Consider the following 17687-nt stretch of genomic DNA (forward strand, 5'->3'; position numbering starts at 1 on the left):
TGCCCTGAAGGTGACCTTCGCGGCGTCAGATTCCCTCAAGGGCACCTTCAGGGCATGCGCAGCGGACCTCACCTCGGCCTCTATAGGAGCATCCTTCACGGCACTCAGTGCCGTGGAGGTGACCGTCAGGGGCGTCAAGCCCGCGAGCAGGTCACCCGCGCGTGTAGAGCTGGCTCGCGGGCACGATCTGCTGCGGTGTGTTCGGGCCGGACCACAGCAGCTTCATCGAAGCCTCGCCGCCGTTTTCCGCTTGTTCCAGTGTGATCGCGTACTTCCTGCCCGCGACGAGCGAGACGGTGCCGGTGTCGACGGCGGGGCCGTGCGGGGTGGTGTGGTCGATGACGAGCTTGCCGTCGACCCACAGCCGCACCGTGTCGTCGGAGACGGTGGTGAACGTGATCGGCCCGGATTCGCGCGGTACCACCGCACCCGTCCACCGCGACGAGAAGCTTTCGGCGGGGATCGCCGCCGCGGGGGAGCCGTCGAACTTCCAGTTGTAGTTCACCCCGCGGTCGACCCTGGTGACGGCCGGGTCGCCGGTGAACGCGGAGTTCGGCCAGAACCGCGCGGTGAGCCCGTCGCCGTGGCCTGGCTTGGCCAAGGGCGGGGTCGCCACGTCGAGTTCGAGCACGGTCGCGATGTCGTTGGCCGGTTTCCCGCTCGGTGTCAGGCGTACGCCGGTGCCGTCCTGCGCGACCGCCACTCGCTGCCCGCTGCCGAGCACGCGCGCGCCGGTGACACGGAACGGCGAAAGTGCTTTCAGGTCAAGGGACTTCCCCGGCGCGGGCCACTGGTAGACCGACGCGTAGAGCCGGTTTCCCTTACGGCTCACCACACCCCAGCCGGGTTCCGCGACGATGCCGGGCGCGCCCGCACCGTACACGGCGTTGCCCTGCCCCGCGGTGCGCAGCCACGCGCCGACCTGGTGCAGCCGGTCCACCGACTCCTGCGGGATCCGGCCGGTCCGGTCGGGGCCGACGTTGAGCAGGTAGTTCCCGCCGCGGCTGGCGATCGAGGTCAGGTTGCGGGTCAGCGCGGACGGCGGCTTCCAGTTGTGGTCCCATTCCGCGAAACCCCAGCTACCATTGATCGTCATGCACGATTCCCACAGCTGCCCGGCCACCGGCTTGTCCGGGATCTCCTGCTCCGGTGTGCCGGTGTCGCCGTCGACCACCCGGCGCTTGCCGACCCGGTTGTTGAGCACGATGCCGGGGTCGAGGCCGCGGACGTAGGCTTCCAGCTCCTGACCGTCCCGTTCGGACCACGGGTTGTCCGGCTTGTCCGCGCTCCATTCGCCGTCGAACCACAGCACCTTCGGGTGGTAGTTGTCGACGAGTTCCTTCAGCTGCGCGTACATCCGCTCCTTGTAGCGCGGGAAGGTCGCGGGGTTCGCGAAGTCGGGGTCGTGCCAGTCCCAGATGGAGTAGTAGAAGCCGAGCGCGACGTCCCGCTTGCGGGTGGCCTTCGCCAGTTCGGCGAGGATGTCGCGGTTCTTGTCGAACGACGAGTGGTCGCGCAGGTTCCAGTCGTTGACCTTCGTCGGCCACATCGCGTAGCCCTCGTGGTGCTTCGCGGTGAGCACGACGTACTTCTGGCCCGCGTCCTTCGCGGTGCGCGCGATCGCGTCCGCGTCGAAACCGGCGGGGTTGAAGGTGGCGGCCTGCTTTTCGTACTCCGCCTTGGGAATCTCGCAGCTGCGCTGGATCCACTCGGCGTCCCGGCAGACGCTGCCGTCGGGGCGTTGGTACTCGCCCTGCAGGTTCGAGTAGGCGCCGAAGTGGATGAACATGCCGAAGCGGTCGTCGCGCCACCACTGGGTGCGCGCGGCGGTGAACGGGTCGTCGGGAGCGAAGTTGGTGCCGGGGCCAGTGGACGGGGGCGGCGCCGCGGTGGCGGGGACGCCGCCGAGCAGGGTCGCCACGGCGACCATGCCCAGCAGGGAGCGGACGGCGGAGCGGCGGAAGGTCACGGACGCCTCCTCGGTGAGGTGTGCTCGACGAGGGGCGACATTAGCGACCGAAAGATCCGATGTAAACCGACGATCGAGGGGTCAATGTCGATAAAAACCGGAATGTAACGACGATAGATCAGATCTATACTTCGTTCTTGGGAGCAGTCGCCGACCGTGGGGAACCCCTGGTGCCGACGGCCTCAGTCGTTGGCGGTCGTGGCGTACCGGGCGGCGATGGTGCGGACGGCCTCGTCGACTACCTGGGCGACGCGTTCGGCGCTCACCTCCCAGCCCGGCACCAGGAGCGCCGGCCAGAAGACGTAGTTGGAGATCATGCCGAGGAACTGGGTGGCTGCCAGGTCCACGTCCTCGACCCGCACCGTTCCGGCCTCGTGCTCGGCCAGGAGGTAACCGCGCACCGACTCGAAGTAGGGCATCTTCCCCTGCGAGAACTGCGCATGGGCCAGCTCGGGGAACCGCGGCAGCTCGGCGATGACGATCCTGAACAGGTCGGTCATCTGGGCACGGCCCAGCAGCTCGGCGTAACGGCGACCGATGATGCCGAGCCCGTCGACGACGTTGCCCGCCGGTGGAGGGGCCACCTCGTCGGCGGTCGACCACGACTCGGTCACGATGGCGTCGAACAGGGCGGCTTTGCTCGGAAACTGCTTGAACAAGGTGGCCCGCGAAACGCCGGAGCGCTCCGCGATCCGCGCCAGCGACGTCCGGTCGTAGCCCAGCTCGAGAAACAGTGCGGTCGCGGCCGTCACGATCAGCGCGCGCTTCTCCTTGGCGACGCGCTGGTGATACGTCGTCACGGCCCTGTTCATGGGCCGAGCATACGAGGTGAGTGGCTTGACTCGCCATTGCCGCCGCCCTAGTGTCGAGTGAGTGGTGAGTCGATCGACTCACCATCGATCGCACCCAAGTGCCCAAGTGCCCAAGGAACATCCGATGCCCCGTTTCGACAACCAGACCGTGCTCGTGACCGGCGGCGCCGGCGGCCAGGGCTCGAGCCACGTGCGCGCCTTTCACGCGGAGGGAGCGAACGTGGTGATCGGCGGCATCGACGCGGAACGCGGCGCCGCTCTCGCCGCCGAGCTCGGGACCCGCGCTCGCTTCGCCCGCCTTGACGTCACCGACGAGAGCTCGTGGTCCGCCGCCGTGCTGGCCGCCGAGAGCGCCTTCGGCGCACTGAACGTGCTCGTCAACAACGCGGGCGTGCAGAATCCGCCGGCGCCCATCGAAGACACGGAGCGGGCCACGTGGTCGCGCATCCTCGACGTCAACCTCACCGGGACCTTCCTCGGCATCAAGGTCGCGGCCCCCGCGCTGCGCCGCGCGGCGGGGGGAGCCATCGTCAACGTCGCCTCGACCATGGGCCTTGGCGGTACGGCTCACTACGCGCCGTACGTCGCCAGCAAGTGGGCCATGCGAGGACTCACCCGAACGGCCGCACTCGAACTCGGCCGCGACCAGATCCGGGTGAACGCCATCCACCCCGGCGTGATCGCGACCCCCTTCATCCACGAACCCGCGGCCGGCGCCACGGCGGCAATCGCCGAGTTCTACTCACCCGAGCCGTTCGCCATCCCCCGGCTCGGGGAGCCTGCCGACGTCAGCCGTCTTCTGCTGTTCCTCACGTCCTCGGACGCGCCGTTCATCACGGGATCGGAGTACGTCATCGACGGTGGACTCCTCCTCGGCCCCGCCCTTCAGGCCGAGACCGCATGAGCACCCCGGACACGACCGGGTCGAACGCACGGGACGCGTCTTCGCCGGACCTGCCCGAGCGCATTCGACGAGCCATCGAGATCACCCCCGCCGCGGGCACTGGAGAACGGATCATCGACATCACGACGCTGGGGCGCCGTACCGGCCGGGCACGCCGCATCGAGATCTTCTTCTACCGGGCCGCGGGCACCACTTACCTGTGCAGCGGCGCGGGCGGTGCCGCGACCGACTGGCATGCGAACCTGCTCGCCAATCCCAGCTTCACCTTCCACCTCAAGAACGGGATCAGTGCGGATCTGCCCGCACGGGCCACGCCGGTCACCGACCCGGCCGAACGCCAGGCCGTGCTGGCGGAGATCGTGGCGGATCTCAACCAGCCCCACGACCCCGGCACCATCCGGCCGACTCGGCTCGAAGACTGGGCCGACAGCCGGCTGATGCGCATCAGCTTCCGCGATCGCCCGTGATCGCGGATCCCCGCAGATGACCGGTTCGCGATCAGGCGAGGTAGGCGCCGAGCGTCACGGCCAGCGCCTGGCCGAGATCCGTGGACACGCCGTTCCACAGCCGGAGTCCGGCGAGTCCGTGCAGCGCGGCCCACAGCGAAGCGGCAAGGGCGTCCTCGGTGGCGTCATCGCGCCAGCCGGTGGCTTGCGCGGCGGCGACCAGCGCGCCGAACCGGGAGAACACCGCGCCGGCGGCGGCGGCGAGCCGCGGTTCGGCGGTGTCGACGAGGTCGTGCCGGAACATCAGCTCGAACAGCGCGGGGTTTTCGAGCGCGAACGCGACATATGCGCGGCACGCGGCCAGCAGCCGCTCGTGCGGAGTCCCGTCCGGGAGCGGGCCGCCGCCGAGCGCGGCGAACCCCTCGGCGGCGACGGCGGAAAGGAGCTGGGCGCGGCCGGAGAAGTGCCGCAGCGGCGCGCTGTGGGACACGCCGCTGTCCTTCGCGATCCGCCGCAGCGTCACGGCTTCCACGCCCTCCTCGGCGAGCAGCGCGGTGGCGGTGGCGATCAGGCGGTGCTGGAGATCGGGCACGGGATGAGGTCGCTCGCGGACACCGGCAGCGGGTGCGGCCGTTTGGGCAGGAAGCCGTCGCCTGGCGAGCGGCCGATCATCCGGTTGCGCATCCTGGTGAGCGCCACCGGCAGCACCTCGCGCCGCACCCAGTCCACTGTGGACAGCAGGCTCGGCTTGGCCGGCTCGCCGGGCAGCGGGGTCAGCCAGGTTTCGTCGTAGGGCACGCCGATGCGGTCCAGCAGGTGCGCGGCGAGCCTGCGGTGCCCGTGCTCGCCGAGGTGCAGCCGGTCGGGGCCGAAGTAGCGGAGATCGGCGGCGGCGGGATCGGGCCACAGGTCGACGAGCAGCGCGCCGTGCCTGCTCGCGGCGGTGCGGATCGCGTCGTTGAGCGCCACCAGCCGCGGCCGCATGCGGGTGCCCATCGGCATCCTCGACGAGACGTCGCTGATGGTGAACACGACCACCTCGGGTGCCGCGGCGGTCAGCACGGCCACGGCCCTGTCCACGCGCGCGGCGACGGTGGCCGCGTTCCAGCCGCGGGTCATCACGTCGTTGCCGCCGCCGAACAGCGCGACGAGATCGGGTTCGAGCCCGGCCACCGACGGGAGCTGCTCGGCGGTGATCTGGTCGAGCCTGCGGCCGCGGACGGCGAGATTGGCGTATTCGAGGTCGGGCGCGTCGGCGGCCAGCCTGCCCGCGACGAGATCGGCCCAGCCGCGGTACACCCCGCCGCCGGGATGCGGATCGTCCAGCCCTTCCGCGCAGCTGTCGCCGACCGCGACGAATCGGTGGTATGCCATTCCCGTCCCCGTAACCCTGAATTCACCTTGTGGACACTGTCTAGCAAACCGAGGTTGACGGTGTCCACTCCGAGGTGACGGATGGGTCAGGCTTCGAGCTGAGCCAGGTGGGTGCGCGCGGCGGCGAGCCGGGGATCGCCGCCGGGCACCACGCGCCGGACGAGTGCGGTCAGCGATTCGCGCATCGCGAGCAGGGTCAGTATTTCCGCGTGTCACAAGGTAATGGGGATCTCATTACTGTCCACAGTGGCCACCGGATCGCCGCCGGTGAGGAACCGCGGCGCCAGCTTCGGCGCGACGCGGGCGGGCGTGCGCTTCCTGATCCGCTCCCGCCTCCGACCGACGAGGAGGTCGCCGAGCTGGACGGCAAGTAGTTGTACGAACGGTCGTGCTAAAATCACCTTGTGACAGAGCTGCGGGTCGAAGGTGTGTATGTCGGGACGCCGAGCGTGCTCGGGGTCCACGGGCGCGAAGAGGTGCTCAGCGGGATCACGAAGTCCCCGGTGGGCGCGGCCGAGGTCGCACTGGGCGAGATCAACCTCGACGGTGACGACCAGGCCGACCGGACGGTGCACGGCGGGGTCGACAAAGCGGTTTACGTCTACCCCGCCGAGCACTACCCGGCGTGGGCGGCCGAGGACTTCGACGTCTCGGTCGCGGGCTTCGGCGAGAACGTGTCGACGGCGGGCGCCGACGAAGCCACCGTCCGCATCGGTGACGTGTGGGCATGGGGCGGCGCGCTCGTGCAGGTCAGCCAGCCGCGGACGCCGTGCTTCAAGCTCGCGATGAAGACCGGGCGCAAGGACATCGCGCCCGCGATGATCGATTCCGGCCGCAGCGGCTGGTACCTGCGCGTGCTGCGCGAAGGCACCGTGCCCACCTCGGGCGTGATGGCGCTCGAGGAACGCGACGAGAACGCGCCCACCGTCCAGGAGACCTACCTCGTCTCGTTCGCGAACCCGGCGCGCCTCCCGGCGGATCGCCGCGACGCGTTCCTCCGGCTCGCCGAGCGGGTCGTGAGCACGCCTGCGCTGGCGCGGCAGTACGGGCACGGCCTCCGCGCCAAGGTGGCGCGCTTTGCCTGACGGGCGGGTGCTCCGCGGCGAGGCGACCCGGCGGGCGGTGCTGGCCCACGCCGTCGGCGTCGCGTCCGTCGAAGGGCTCGACGGGCTGTCGCTCGGCAGGATCGCCACCGACCTGAAGTTGAGCAAGAGCGGCGTGTTCGCGCTCTTCGGGTCCAAAGAGGACCTTCAGCTCGCCACGGTCGGCGCGGCGTCGGCGGTGTTCACCGAACACGTGGTGGACCCGTCGCTGGCGGCGCCGCCCGGCCTGCCGCGAGTGCGCGCGCTGTGCGAGAACTGGCTGTCCTATTCGGAACGCCGGATCTTTCCCGGCGGGTGCTTCTTCTTCCACACCGCGGCCGAGTACGACGCCCGCACCGGGCGCGTGCACGACGCGGTCGTCGAGGTGAGCGGCCGGTTCGCCGGGCTCATCGAGGAAACCCTGCGCGAAGCGGAAAAGCTGGGCCACCTCGCCTCGGGGAGCGGGGTGGCCCAGCTTTCCTTCGAACTCCATGCCCTCGGTCTTGCCGCGAATGCCGATTCGGTGCTGCACGGGGGATCGCGCCCGTACCGGCTGGCCGCCGAGGCCATGCGCCGCCGCCTGGCCGAGGCGGCGGCCTAACCGATCACTTCCAGTCGACCTGGGGTGACCGGTAGAAATCGATGCCCTGCGCGGTCCAGCGCGGACCCTGCTTCGCGAGCCGTTCGCGGTAGCCGTCCCAGTTGTGGGACGCCTTGGGCGACCAGCCGATCTCGGCGATGCCGGGCAGCCTCGGGAACGCCATGTACTCGATGTGCTCGCTCTTCACCAGCGTCTCGGACCACAATGGAGCTTCGACACCGGCGATCTGGTTCTCCGAAACGCCTTGCAGGAACGTGCTCGGATCCCAGTCGTAGGAGTCCTTCACCTCGACGTACCCCGCCCAGTGCAGGCCGAGCGGGCTCTGCGGGTTGTACATCATGTCCAGGTACGCCTTGTTGGCAGGCGAGAACAGGATCTTGTTGCCCCGCGCGGCAGCCGCGACGACGTCCGGGTTGGTGCCCTTGGTGTCCCAGTACTGCGGCAGCGCCGAGGTGGGCGGGTTCGTCTTGGCGATGTCGTGCCAGCCGGTGATCAGCTTGCCGTACTTGCCGACCAGCGGGGAAACCTTCTGGTAGAAGGTGTTGTAGTCGGCGGGCGAGGTCGAGTGCGCCTCGTCGCCGCCGATGTTGAGGTACTTGCCCGGCGTGATCGCCGCCAGTTCGCGGATGACGTCCTCGACGAACTTGTAGGTGATGTCCTTGCCGATGCACAGCGAGCTGTAGCCGACCTCGATGTCGGTGCGCATCGGCGGCGCCACACCGTCGCAGTTCAGCTCCGCGTAGGAGGCCTGCGCCGCGTTGGTGTGCCCCGGCATGTCGATCTCGGGCACGATCGTGATGTGCCGCGAGGCGGCGTACCGCACGATGTCGGAGTACTGCTCCTGCGTGTAGTAGCCACCGGGGTCGCCGTTGACCGCGCCTTGGCCACCGAAGGTGGCCAGCCGCGGCCAGCTCTTGATCTCGATGCGCCAGCCCTGGTCGTCGGCGAGGTGCAGGTGCAGGTTGTTGATCTTGTACTGGGCGATCTGGTCGATGTAGGCCTTGACCTGGTCCGGCTTGAAGAAGTGCCGCGCCACGTCGAGCATCGCGCTCCGGTAGCCGAACCGCGGGTAGTCCAGGATCGTGCCGCCGGAGACCTTCCAGCCCTGTAGCTGGAAGGTCTTCTTGTCGACAGTGGACGGGAAGAGCTGGCGCAGCGACTGCACGCCCTCGAAGAGGCCGGTGTCGGTGTTGGCCTTCAGCGTCACGCCGTTCTTGGCCACCTTGAGCTGGTAGCCCTCGGTGCCGACCCGCTTGTCGGCGTGGCCGAGTTCGAGCGAGATCGCGGGCAGGCCGTAGCTCGACGAGAGCACGGGCAGCGGGTAGCCGGTCGCGGGCCGGATCAGGCCGCGGAGGTAGTCGGCGACCTTCGCCGCGCCCTTGTCGGCACGGATCACGGTCAGTGGCGACAGCCAGAAGTCCGACTTCGGGTCGGCCTTGGCTTCGACGGGGGCGGGGATCACGTCGGTGACCTGCCGCTGGACGTCCTGCCGCGCGACCTGCGCGGTGGACGGCTGTGCGGTGTCGGCGGACGCGGGCGCGGCCATGCCGAGCGCGACCAGGCTCAGCACCGCCGTGCCCAGCAGGCCGGTTGTGGACAAGCGCTTCCTCACGGAGCACCTCCGGTCAGGGAAGAGGAGAGTCCGTAAAGGTATAGACCAATGTGGAGCAAGTCACAACGCCCAATCGGATTAAGACCTCCGTCGATGAACGGACGGTGCGCGAACGGGCACCGAGTGTTTCGTCCGCCGTGGGCGCGGTGCGTTGTTCACGGGCATGCGAACTGCGCGGGAATCTCTCGCCATTCCGTCACCGGGTTTGACATCCAGCCGCGAGTAGCTCGCCGCGCGACAGGGGCGATTGCCTTGTGCGGTCCCCGAAGGGCACCTTCGGGGCGGGAAAATCGCCCGGGATCAGGTGTCGTGGCGCAGCACGGCGCGCAGTGCGTCCAGCACGCCGGGGTCTTCGATGGTGGAGGGGACCGGTTCGTCCCTGCCGTCGGCGATGCCGCGCATGGTCTTGCGCAGGATCTTGCCCGACCGCGTCTTCGGCAGTGCGTCCACAATGGACACATCGCGGAAGGCGGCGACCGGGCCGATGTCGCGGCGCACGGCGGCGACCAGTTCGGCGGTCAGGGTTTCCTCGTCGATGTCCACTCCGGACTTCAGGACCACGAGGCCGCGCGGGAGCTGCCCCTTGAGCTGGTCCCTGACCCCGATCACCGCGCATTCGGCGACTGCGGGATGGGCCGCGAGCACCGCCTCCATCGAGCCGGTGGACAGGCGGTGGCCTGCCACGTTGATCACGTCGTCGGTGCGGCCCATGACGAACAGGTAGCCGTCCTCGTCGCGGTAACCGGAGTCGCCGGTGAGGTAGTAGCCCTCGTACCGCGAAAGGTAGGCCTCGACGTACCGGTCGTCGTCGCCCCACAGGGTCGGCAGCGAACCGGGTGGCAGCGGGAGCTTGATCGCGATCGCGCCCTCCTGCCCCGCGGGCAGCTCTTCGCCGGACTGCCCGAGGACGCGGACGTCCCAGCCGGGTACCGGCACCGTCGACGAACCGGGTTTCACCGGCATCGGGTCGAGGCCGCGGAGGTTCGCCGAGATCGGCCAGCCGGTTTCGGTCTGCCACCAGTGGTCGATCACCGGGGTGCCCAGCTTGGCGTGCGCCCACTCGTAGGTTTCCGGGTCGAGGCGCTCGCCTGCCATGAACAGGGTGTCGAACGCCGCCAGGTCGTACTTCGCCAGCTCGGCCGCGTCCGGGTCGGCCTTCTTGATCGCGCGCAGCGCCGTCGGCGCGGTGAACAACTTGCGCACCCGGTGCTCGGCGAGTACCCGCCAGAACGCGCCCGCGTCCGGCGTGCCGACCGGTTTTCCTTCGTACAGCACGGTTGTCGCGCCGATCAGCAGCGGCGCGTACACGATGTAGCTGTGCCCGACGACCCAGCCGACGTCCGAGGCGGTCCACCAGACGTCGCCGGGGTGGACGTCGTAGACCGCGCCCATCGACCACGCCAGCGCGACCGCGTGGCCGCCGGTGTCCCGTACCACGCCCTTCGGCTTGCCGGTGGTGCCCGAGGTGTAGAGCACGTACAGCGGGTCCGTCGCGGCCACCGGCACCGGATCGGCCGGGGTGGCGCCCTCGACCAGCTCCTGCCAGTCGACGTCGCGCGGGCCCAGTTCGGCGCGCGCCGCTTCGCGTTGCAGCACCACGACCTTGTCCGGCTGGTGCGCCGTCGACGCCAGCGCCGCGTCGATGATCGGCAGGTACTCGACGACCCGCGTCGGCTCGACGCCGCACGAGGCGGCCACGATCACCTTCGGCCTCGCGTCTTCGATCCTGGCAGCCAGTTCCTTCGGCGCGAACCCGCCGAACACCACCGAGTGCACCGCGCCGATCCGCGCGCAGCCCAGCATCGCGATCACCGCTTCGGGCACCATCGGCAGGTAGATGATCACCCGGTCGCCCTTGCCGACGCCGAGCGAGGTCAGCGCGCCGGCGAACTTCGCGACCTCGTCTCGCAGTTCGCCGTAGGTGTAGGTTCGCTTGCTCCCGGTGACCGGCGAGTCCCAGATCAGCGCGGGCTGCTCGCCGCGGCCGTTTTCGACGTGCCGGTCGAGCGCGTTGTAGGCGGTGTTCAGCTCACCGTCTCCGAACCAGCGGTACAGCGGCGCGTTCGCGTCGTCGAGCGCGCGCGACGGCCGTCGCGTCCAGTCGATCGCCTCGGCCGCTGCCAGCCAGAACGAGTCCCGTTCGGACACACTGCGCTCGAACGCCTCGGTGTAGGCGCCGGTGCCACCGTTCACCACGACCATCGAATTCGCCGCCTCCTCGCGCCGGGTGCCAACGACCTTCATGATGGCCCATGATGAACGCTGACGGCGCGTTTCGCTCAGCTCGCGAACAGCTTCTGCACGTGCTCGCCGATCTTCGCGACGATCTCGGTCACCTGCGCGACCCCGGCGAGCAGGCCCTTCGCCTTCGCCCACCGCGACCGCGCGACCTCGGCGCTGACCTCCTTGCCCGCACGCAGGTTCTCCGCGTCCGAGGCGAGATCCGCGAGGCTGTCGTCGATGACTTCCTGCTTCGCGGGCCGCGCCGCCGCCACTTCGGCGCGCAGCCGGTCCAGCAGCGCGACCAGGTCCGTCGCCGTCGTGACGGTGTTGCCGGTGCCCGAGGTGACCGTCGCGCCGCTCATCGCGCCCTTGACTTTGCCGCCGACGGTGAACGCGCCGTAGTTGTCGCCGCCGATTTCGACCTTGTCACTCATGGGTTTTCTCCTCCTCCGCCGAGGGCACGGTCGCGCCGCTCAGCGCGCCCTCGACCTGGCCGCCGACGGTGAACGCGCCGTAGTTCGCGCCGTGGATGTTGACCTGGTTGACGACCTGCGCCGCGCGCCGCTCGAACCGGGCGGCCGAGTACCCGGACTCGCGCAGCACCTGGCTGATCGCCGGGATCAGCCTGCTGTGCAGGATCTTCTCGTAGCGCACCACGTCGAGGAGCTGGAAGTACTCGAGCACGTCCGGCGCGGCGGCCATCTCCCGCAGCGTGCGCAGCGAGCCGAAGCGGTCGGCGTCGAGCATGCCGGGATCGGCCGGCAGCGGGCGGATCAGCCGCAGCGCGTGCCGGAGCCTGCCGAAGACCGTGACCGGCAGCCGCAGCCACCGCCCGAACGCCTGCCCCCACGCCCGCGCGGTGCTGCGGCTGAGCTTGTCGATCGACTGGTATTCGGGGGCGACCGGGGTCAGCACGCAAGGTGTCCATTCGAGATAGAGCGTGCTGTCGTCGACGGCCGCGTGCAGGTACGTCGTCAGCACCAGGTCGCGGTCCCAGGTCTCCAGCTGGAAGCACAGGTAGTAGCGCGACCATTCCCGTGGCAGCGTGCGGAGCTGCTCGACCTCCTGCGGTGGCAGGAACGGGTTCGGTGGACTGTCCAAACTGGACAGATAAGCGACCGCGGCAGGCTCGTTCAGGTGGTCGATCAGCTCCGAGGACGACGCGAACACCGCGTCGATGATCTTCAGCTCGCGCAGGCGCATGCCCGGTGCCAGGCCCGTGCTCCCCTGCAGCACGGTCATCTGCTCCCGGACGCGCCGGTAGAACGAGGTGGTGGTCAGCTCGGTGACCTCTCCGGGTTTCTCGCCAGGCTCCAGCGGCAGCACCATCGACCACGGTTCGCGCACGCGTCCCGAGCCGACGAACGGCAGGTACCCGCGGTGCACCACGAGCTGTGCGACGCCGTCGTACTCGGCGGGCAGGTTCGCGTGTGCCTGATGCCGTGCGACCTCCCGCACGAACGACGGCGGGCTCCACGAACGCAGCGGGCGCTCCTCCAGCAACGGATCGGGCCGAGGCTGGTTCCTCGACATCCGGCCGAACCTGCGGGTGAGCAGGTGCCACACCACGACCCGGTCGACGACGAGCACGGCCAGCGCGAGGGCGAGCGCGCTCAGCCCGAACCACAGGTCGAGGGACTCGACGTCGAAAGCGGTGTAGCCGCTGCGACGGCTCCGGCTCGACGACGAGCCGAACAGGGAGGTCAGGATGGTTCGGTTGAAGAAGGCGGACACCAGGTACAACAGGCCGACGACCAGCAGCAGCGCGCCGACGCGGTGCAGGACCTTCCGCGGCGGCCCCCCGTTCGTCCAGACCCGGCGCAGGCACAGCAGCAGGGCGAGCCCGACCCACACCCACATCACCACGGTGTTCCACAGGCAGTAGAGGAAGATCGCCATCAGCACGGCGAGCGCGCCGTCCCGCAGCTTCCGGCGCGTCCGCGCGGCGACGGCCTCCATGAGCACGCTCGCCGAGTCGAATCCTGGTGACGGCGGGATCGGACGCGTCGGTTCGACCAGGAACTCGCGGATCGCTTCGTCCGCGTAGTCGCGATCGAGATGGGACGCGGCGCAAAGATAGCGGGTGGTGTCGTCGGTCGTCATGAGAGCTGCGCAGCCGCCTTCACGGAGTGGAGTGGTCGAGCATCGCGTTCAGGATTGGTTCCGTCGACGTCCACTGCTCCGCTTTCGAAGAGGCGTAGACGAGGTATTCGGTGCCGCTCACGCGCCAGTAGTGCACGCGGACGTGCCGCTGCCCTTCGGCCGCGGTGTACCCGAATTCCCACACGAGCCCGTCGTGCCCGCGCACCGGGGTCTGGTCCATCCGGATCCGCGTGTAACTCGGGTACCGCCGGATGAAGTCCTTTTCGCCCGCGGCGTGCAACGTCATGATCGCGGCGGGGCTCGGCGCGGAAACGCCGAAGCGCACGAACCTGGTGGTGTCGGCCGGATCGTGGGCCTCGGCGGTGTACTGGTCCTTCGGCTGCGCGGTCCAGCCGCCGGGGAGCACCGTGGCGATGCCGCCGGGGCCGGTGACGGGCGCATTCGCCGACGAGGAGGACGTCGGGCTTCCGGTGCTGCCCGGCGATGACGGGGCGCTGGCCGGCATTTCGCGCTGTGCGGTGCTTTCGACCGTGAGCGATGCGCTCGGCGCCGCGAGCCCGGTACCGCCTTCGTCCTTTGTGGACACGAGGAGCACGGCCGTGCCGATCGCGCCGCAGACCACCAGGTTTACCGCCGCGATGGCGAGTGCGAGCTTGGGCGTGCTGAGCTGGCTCCCGCCGGCTGGCATCGCGGGCCTCCCACTGGCAGCTCGTGCGGAAACGGGCACCCACAGTAGCATGGCATCCCACGCCGGATGACCGTTTTCGGGAGATCGCCCATGGATGTCGAACGCGGTGCCACAGCGAGTGAAGCGGAACGGATCGTGCTGGTACTCGAGGATGATCTTCGGGCCGCTCCCGAGGACGCGGGCATCCGGCTGCGGCTGGCGAACGCGCTCGTCGCGCTGGCGTGGGACGTGCGCAGTTTGACCAGGGAACAGCGCCCCGTCATCACCAGCGCGAACCAGCTGCGGGTGTGCGAGCACGCGGCCACGCGGATCCTGCAGCTCCAGGTCGACGACGACCAGCTCAACGCCGCGGCTCGCGAACTGCTCGCCGAAGTGTCGGCGGGGCGCGGCTGGACCTGGGCGCACCAGGCGCGGGCAGCGGGCCTCGGGCTGCTCGCGGTGCTCGGCGGCCTGCTCGTCGCCGTGCTCGCGGCGCTCGGGGAATCGATCCCCCTCGTGGTGGCCGCGGCCGTGGTCAGCAGCGTCGCGCTGGGCGTGGTCGTGCTGGCCCACCGGCGCGAACGCTGGCGCGTCGAAGCGGAACGCGTTGCTCCGCTCATCTGGGTCCCGAAGCCGTGACCTGACTTACGGCCCGCGGACGTACTGTGGTTCGGTAGTAACGGGTCGGCTGACACAGGAGAGGGGCAGGCCGTGGACACCTTCGCGAGCGGGTTGCTGTCCCTTGCGCACCAGATCTTCGGACCCGGCATCTGCTTCGGCGACTGGGTATGGGCCACCAGCACGGCGGGCGCGCTGATCGCGCTGTTCCCGATCGCGGGCGGCGTCGTCGTGGCGATCATGCGGAAGTGGGTCGGGAACCGGTACGACCCGACCACGCTCGCCGTCATCGGGGTCATCGCGCTCCTCGCGGTGCTGGTGTTCCCGTGGCTGCTGGCGAACGGGGTTTCGAGCACCTACCGCGCCGCGTTCGCCGGCGGTACCGGCGGGCTTTCGGGGTCCGAGCTGCAAAGCCTCGGCAAGGACTTCTGCGGGTTCATCGGCGACCAGAAGACCTACCTCGGCGGCGGGCGCAACGTGTTCGAGGCGGTGTTCTTCCCGTCAAAGGACAAGCTCGCCTACTTCTACTACCTCGGCGCGCTCGCCGGCCTCCCCGCGCTCGGCCTGCTGTTCATCATGTTGCAGTGCCGCACGATCTTCCGCCGCGGCCCGAAGTGGCCCGGCCGCTTCTTCTGGCTCTCCTACGTCGCGTTCGTGGTGTTCTCCGGCGGGATGGAGGCGAACACCGCGGTGCACTTCTGGCTCGGGTTCGTGCCGTTCACGCTGCTGGGCGTCGTCCTCATCGCGCTGGTCGGCCCGCCGCCGTGGTCGGTGATCAGCCGGTCGGAACGACCGCCGGAGCGCCCGAAACCCGAGCCGTACCAGCCGCCACCGCCCCCGAAGCAGAACCCGCCGACGGCGCTCGCCGAGCCGCCGAAGCAGGAACTGGCCGCGGTACCCGGCCCGGTGCCGGTACCGCCGGGTTCCAGCGCGGCGGGCAGCAGCCGGTACCGGCGGGTCCGCCAGCTCGGCGCCGGCGGGTTCGGCACCGTGTGGCAGGCCGTGGACAACCAGCTCGGGCGCACGGTCGCGCTCAAGATCGCGCACGCGCCGGACCGGGACACCGAACAGCGCATGCAGCGCGAGGCGCGCGCACTCGCCGTGGTGAACCACCCGCACTGCGTCCGGGTCTACGACCTGGTGGAGGAGCCGGACGGGCTCGCGCTGGTGATGGAGTACCTCGAAGGCCAGGCGCTCGCGACCGTGGTGGACACCCAGGGCGCGCTCGACGACATCGCCGCGGGCAGGCTGTGGGCGACCATGGCTGGCGCGCTCGCCGCCGCGCACGAGAAGGGCGTGCTGCACCGCGACATCAAGCCGTCCAACGTGATCGTCGACCCCGAGGGGCTCGCGCACCTCATCGACTTCGGCATCGCCCGCAGCAAGGGCGACTCGACGCTCACCGCGACCGGCATGATGGTCGGCACCCCGGACTTCGTCGCCCCGGAAACGGCGGCGGGCGCACCCGCGAGCCCGGGTTCGGACGCGTGGCAGCTCGCCGCGACGGTCAGCTACGCGCTGTCCGGGCAGCCGCCGCGCGGCACCCGCGAGACCCCGATGGCCGCGCTGATGGCCGCCGCGCGCTCGGAACCGGTGTCGAAGCTGCCGCAGCGGACCGCGCACCACCGCCTGCTCATCGCGTCACTGGACAACGACCCGCGCCGCCGCCCGACGCTGAACGCGGTGCGCCGCGAGGTCGAAGGCTGGCTCGCGCGCTCGGGGAAGTCGCCGGAAGGCCCGCTGACGCGCGCGATCCCGCAGATCGACGCGGCGACCAGGCGCGTGGACGGCCCTCCCGGCCGCGGCCCCCGGCAGGGTCCGCCGGGCCCCGCGCAACGGCCACCGGCCCCGCCGCCCTCCGGCGAGGCGCCCACGCGGTACCGCAAGCCCACCCAGCACTGGCCGCGCTGACCCCCCTTTCGCGCTTGCGGGGTTTTCGCTTGCCGGGGTTTTGTCCCCTGATGGCCACCATGACGGCGCTGGGCGCCCGAATCGCGGTGTTGATCATGGTTGGCTGCGTCGGTGATGCCCCGAAGGGGCCCTTGAGGGAATCTGACGCCGCGAAGGCCACCTTCGGGGCGTCAGGGTCGCCGTGTCGTGCGCGGTGAGGGGTGGGATTGGGGCGTCAGATTCCCTGAAGGTGCCCTTGAGGGCATGTGCTGGGATTTCGAAGCTTGCGTCTCTTCTCGTGTCCGCGCTGGTGCCCCGAAAGGGGGTCCGTCCTAGGCGTGCATGCCGCGGTTGTGGCCTTCGCGGGCCCGACTCTGCTCCGGGGCGGATGCCCTGAAGGGGCCTTTGAGGGAATCTGACGCCGCGAAGGCCACCTTCGGGGCGTCAGGGTCGCCGTGTCGTGCGCGGTGAGGGGTGGGATTGGGGCGTCAGATTCCCTGAAGGTGCCCTTGAGGGCATGTGCTGGGGCTTCGTAGCTTGCGTCTCTTCTCGTGTCCGCGCTGGTGCCCCGAGAAGGGGGCCGTCATGGGCGTGCATGCCGCGGTTGTGGCCTTCGCGGGCCCGACTCTGCTCCGGGGCGGATGCCCTGAAGGGGCCTTTGAGGGAATCTGACGCCGCGAAGGCCACCTTCGGGGCGTCAGGGTCGCCGTGCCGTGCGCGGTGAGGGGCGGGATTGGGGCGTCAGATTCCCTGAAGGTGCCCTTGACGGCATGTGCTGGGGCTTCGTAGCTTGCGTCTCTTCTCGTGTCCGCGCTGGTGCCCCGAGAAGGGGGGGCTGTCCTAGGCGTGCATGCCGCCGCTGTGGCCTTCACAGGCCGACTCTGCTTCGGGGCGCATGCCCCGAAGGGGCCTTTGAGGGAACCTGACGCCGCGAAGGCCACCTTCGGGGCATCACCAGCACCATGCCGCCCACCGCGAGGGGCGGGATCGCGGCGTCAGATTCCCTCAAGGCGCCCTTCAGGGCATGAATCCGCCCGCCCTTGAGGGCATGCGGCTGGCTTCCGGGTGGACCCGCGCCTCACTCCCCGATCTCATCGGGATCGACGCGCGCATGCCCTGACGGTGGCCTTCGGGGACCCAGATGCCGTGAAGGTCGCCTTCAGGGCACGGCGAAAGGCCCGCCGCTACGGGAAAAGGCCCGCCGCTACGGGAAAAGGCCCGCCGCTACGGGGAAAGCCCGCCGCTACAAGGAAAGCGCATGGAAAAAGCTGCGGGAAAGCGCGCGGAAAGCGCGTGGGAAAACAGGGGGGTTAGCGCCAGGAGGGGAGCCACATTTCGGCTTGCCAATGTGCGGTGGTGATGGCGTCGCCGTTGAGGATGGGCCAG

15 protein-coding genes are annotated in these 17687 nt (G+C 69.8%); 6 read left to right on the forward strand and 9 right to left on the reverse strand.

The features are described from left to right. Positions 1-151: 151 nt before the first annotated feature. Both ABD256_RS43070 and ABD256_RS43075 read right to left on the reverse strand, forming a co-directional pair. Positions 152-1969, reverse strand: coding sequence for an alpha-L-fucosidase (locus ABD256_RS43070; protein ID WP_344432011.1), 1818 nt, complete (start codon positions 1967-1969; stop codon positions 152-154). A gap of 182 nt (positions 1970-2151) precedes the next feature. Continuing rightward, positions 2152-2781, reverse strand: a complete 630-nt coding sequence (locus ABD256_RS43075) for a TetR/AcrR family transcriptional regulator (RefSeq protein ID WP_344432013.1) — start codon at positions 2779-2781, stop codon at positions 2152-2154. 124 nt (positions 2782-2905) lie between these two features. Here ABD256_RS43075 and ABD256_RS43080 point away from each other — a divergent pair, with 124 nt between their 5' ends. Next, on the forward strand, positions 2906-3685 hold the full coding sequence (locus tag ABD256_RS43080; RefSeq protein ID WP_344432014.1) for a glucose 1-dehydrogenase: 780 nt from the start codon (positions 2906-2908) through the stop codon (positions 3683-3685). Then, the gene (locus tag ABD256_RS43085) at positions 3682-4152 is read left to right on the forward strand and encodes a nitroreductase/quinone reductase family protein (RefSeq protein ID WP_344432015.1); all 471 of its coding nucleotides are present in this window, start codon (positions 3682-3684) and stop codon (positions 4150-4152) included. Before ABD256_RS43080 ends, ABD256_RS43085 begins: the two co-directional genes overlap by 4 nt. Before the next feature lie 31 nt (positions 4153-4183). Here the strand turns inward: ABD256_RS43085 and ABD256_RS43090 are convergent, their stop codons facing one another. Together ABD256_RS43090 and ABD256_RS43095 are read right to left on the reverse strand one after the other, a co-directional pair. After that, entirely contained in the window at positions 4184-4723 is a 540-nt protein-coding gene (locus ABD256_RS43090; RefSeq protein WP_344432017.1) for a TetR/AcrR family transcriptional regulator, read from the reverse strand. Then, the gene (locus ABD256_RS43095; protein WP_344432018.1) at positions 4699-5505 is read right to left on the reverse strand and encodes an SGNH/GDSL hydrolase family protein; all 807 of its coding nucleotides are present in this window, start codon (positions 5503-5505) and stop codon (positions 4699-4701) included. Before ABD256_RS43095 ends, ABD256_RS43090 begins: the two co-directional genes overlap by 25 nt. A gap of 413 nt (positions 5506-5918) precedes the next feature. Here ABD256_RS43095 and ABD256_RS43100 point away from each other — a divergent pair, with 413 nt between their 5' ends. Continuing rightward, positions 5919-6590 (forward strand): MOSC domain-containing protein, encoded by a 672-nt coding sequence (locus ABD256_RS43100; RefSeq protein ID WP_344432031.1) that lies wholly within the window; start codon positions 5919-5921, stop codon positions 6588-6590. Beyond that, positions 6583-7188: a TetR/AcrR family transcriptional regulator gene (locus ABD256_RS43105; protein ID WP_344432020.1), complete on the forward strand. Its 606-nt coding sequence runs from the start codon at positions 6583-6585 to the stop codon at positions 7186-7188. The genes ABD256_RS43100 and ABD256_RS43105 overlap by 8 nt, the downstream gene beginning before the upstream one ends. Before the next feature lie 4 nt (positions 7189-7192). On the opposite strand, the gene ABD256_RS43110 is transcribed toward ABD256_RS43105, so the two are convergent. From ABD256_RS43110 to ABD256_RS43130, 5 genes are all read right to left on the reverse strand, one after another. Beyond that, entirely contained in the window at positions 7193-8800 is a 1608-nt protein-coding gene (locus tag ABD256_RS43110; RefSeq protein ID WP_344432022.1) for a beta-N-acetylhexosaminidase, read from the reverse strand. A gap of 300 nt (positions 8801-9100) precedes the next feature. Then, positions 9101-11002, reverse strand: a complete 1902-nt coding sequence (locus ABD256_RS43115) for a propionyl-CoA synthetase (RefSeq protein WP_344432034.1) — start codon at positions 11000-11002, stop codon at positions 9101-9103. A 77-nt stretch (positions 11003-11079) separates the two neighbouring features. Next, positions 11080-11457 carry a hypothetical protein gene (locus tag ABD256_RS43120; RefSeq protein ID WP_344432024.1) on the reverse strand — a complete coding sequence of 126 codons (378 nt, stop codon included), beginning with the start codon at positions 11455-11457 and terminating at the stop codon, positions 11080-11082. After that, positions 11450-13126: a hypothetical protein gene (locus ABD256_RS43125; protein ID WP_344432026.1), complete on the reverse strand. Its 1677-nt coding sequence runs from the start codon at positions 13124-13126 to the stop codon at positions 11450-11452. Before ABD256_RS43125 ends, ABD256_RS43120 begins: the two co-directional genes overlap by 8 nt. A gap of 19 nt (positions 13127-13145) precedes the next feature. Continuing rightward, on the reverse strand, positions 13146-13814 hold the full coding sequence (locus ABD256_RS43130; protein ID WP_344432028.1) for a hypothetical protein: 669 nt from the start codon (positions 13812-13814) through the stop codon (positions 13146-13148). A gap of 90 nt (positions 13815-13904) precedes the next feature. On the opposite strand from ABD256_RS43130, the gene ABD256_RS43135 reads away from it, so the two are divergent. Continuing rightward, the gene (locus ABD256_RS43135; RefSeq protein WP_344432029.1) at positions 13905-14432 is read left to right on the forward strand and encodes a hypothetical protein; all 528 of its coding nucleotides are present in this window, start codon (positions 13905-13907) and stop codon (positions 14430-14432) included. A gap of 72 nt (positions 14433-14504) precedes the next feature. Continuing rightward, the gene (locus tag ABD256_RS43140; RefSeq protein WP_344432030.1) at positions 14505-16322 is read left to right on the forward strand and encodes a serine/threonine-protein kinase; all 1818 of its coding nucleotides are present in this window, start codon (positions 14505-14507) and stop codon (positions 16320-16322) included. Positions 16323-17687 lie beyond the last annotated feature (1365 nt).

It is taken from the genome of Amycolatopsis minnesotensis, assembly GCF_039529815.1.
In the GTDB taxonomy this organism is placed as follows: domain Bacteria; phylum Actinomycetota; class Actinomycetes; order Mycobacteriales; family Pseudonocardiaceae; genus Amycolatopsis; species Amycolatopsis minnesotensis.

Excerpts from the sequence above, each read along its gene's own strand:
- ABD256_RS43130 (WP_344432028.1), bottom strand. The coding sequence starts at position 13,814 with ATGCCAGCCGGCGGGAGCCAGCTCAGCACGCCCAAGCTCGCACTCGCC.
- ABD256_RS43075 (WP_344432013.1), bottom strand. The coding sequence starts at position 2,781 with ATGAACAGGGCCGTGACGACGTATCACCAGCGCGTCGCCAAGGAGAAG.
- ABD256_RS43080 (WP_344432014.1), top strand. The coding sequence starts at position 2,906 with ATGCCCCGTTTCGACAACCAGACCGTGCTCGTGACCGGCGGCGCCGGC.
- ABD256_RS43135 (WP_344432029.1), top strand. The coding sequence starts at position 13,905 with ATGGATGTCGAACGCGGTGCCACAGCGAGTGAAGCGGAACGGATCGTG.
- ABD256_RS43095 (WP_344432018.1), bottom strand. The coding sequence starts at position 5,505 with ATGGCATACCACCGATTCGTCGCGGTCGGCGACAGCTGCGCGGAAGGG.
- ABD256_RS43115 (WP_344432034.1), bottom strand. The coding sequence starts at position 11,002 with ATGGTCGTGGTGAACGGTGGCACCGGCGCCTACACCGAGGCGTTCGAG.
- ABD256_RS43120 (WP_344432024.1), bottom strand. The coding sequence starts at position 11,457 with ATGAGTGACAAGGTCGAAATCGGCGGCGACAACTACGGCGCGTTCACC.
- ABD256_RS43085 (WP_344432015.1), top strand. The coding sequence starts at position 3,682 with ATGAGCACCCCGGACACGACCGGGTCGAACGCACGGGACGCGTCTTCG.
- ABD256_RS43125 (WP_344432026.1), bottom strand. The coding sequence starts at position 13,126 with ATGACGACCGACGACACCACCCGCTATCTTTGCGCCGCGTCCCATCTC.